Genomic DNA, 1261 nt, shown 5'->3' with positions numbered 1-1261 from the left:
ATTACTGGCATGAATCTTTAGATGGAGATGCTAGATGGAAATATGGTACACCTCCAGAGGGAAATGCTAACTATGCTTGGCTACAACATATGGCACACCATTTATCACCAAATGGAACAGCTGGAATAGTTCTAGCAAATGGATCACTATCATCTAACACTTCAAATGAGGGAGAGATTAGAAAAAATATGATAGAGGATGATCTGGTTGATTGCGTTGTAGCTCTTCCTGATAAATTATTTTTAACTACTGGAATTCCAGCTTGTATATGGTTCTTAAATAGAAACAAAAGTAACCCTAAGCATAGAGAAAGAGATGGAGAGATTCTATTTATAGATGCTAGAAAAATGGGTGCTCTTGTAGAAAGAAGTTTAAGAGAGTTATCATCTGAAGATATTCAAAAGATAGCTGATACTTACCATATGTGGAGAGGTTCATATAAAGGTGAAGAAGAGTATGAAGATGTTCAAGGATTCTGTAAGAGTGCAACACTTGAAGAGGTAAAAGGTCATGAATATATATTAACTCCAGGAAGATATGTAGGAATAGAAGAGGCAGAGGATGATGGAATACCTTACGAGGAAAAGATGGCAGATCTAAGTGCAAAACTAGCTGAACAATTCCAAAAGAGTAGACACCTAGAAGAAGAGATAAGAGCTAATCTAGCTAAGTTAGGATTTGATATATAATGGTGGAGAATAAAGTAAATAATAGATTTTATATGGAAGAAATTTGTTTAAATATAACAGATGGGAAACATGGAAATTGTAAAGATGAACCTAATTCAGGTTATTTTTTTATCAGTGTGAAAGATATAAATAATGGAAAAATTAATTATGATAATGCTCGTCAAATTACAGAAAATGATTTTTTAGAAGTAGATAAAAGAACTAAGTTAGAAGATGAAGATATTTTGATAACTAATAGTGGAACTATTGGTAAAATGGTTTTTATAAAAAATAATAAAAAAGTTAGAAAAACGACATTTCAAAAAAGTGTAGCTATTATTAAACCAAATAAAGATAAAGTGAATTCTAAATATTTGTATTATGTGTTGAGTTCTAAAGTTAATAAATTAATAAACCTTTCAGGAGGTTCTGTTCAAAAAAATCTTTTATTAAAAGATTTAAGGAAATTAGAAATTGATTTACCACCACTAGAAACCCAAGAAAAGATAACCTCAATATTATCAGCTCTTGATGATAAAATAGAAATCAATAATGAAATGAATAAAACTCTTGAAGAGATGGCACAAACTCTT

At 30.4% G+C, this 1261-nt stretch carries 2 protein-coding genes; both read left to right on the top strand.

Features of this window, described 5'->3' with window-relative positions; genetic code table 11:
- On the top strand, positions 1–689 hold a 689-nt coding region (locus tag L992_RS13710; protein ID WP_197053442.1), incomplete at its 5' end, for an N-6 DNA methylase.
- On the top strand, positions 689–1261 hold a 573-nt coding region (locus tag L992_RS12645; RefSeq protein WP_047396638.1), incomplete at its 3' end, for a restriction endonuclease subunit S. The genes L992_RS13710 and L992_RS12645, both read left to right, overlap by 1 nt.

This window comes from Cetobacterium sp. ZOR0034 (assembly GCF_000799075.1).
Lineage (GTDB): Bacteria > Fusobacteriota > Fusobacteriia > Fusobacteriales > Fusobacteriaceae > Cetobacterium_A.
The sequence above is the reverse complement of the archived record's forward strand: the minus strand, read 5'-3'. Positions and strand labels throughout refer to the sequence as shown.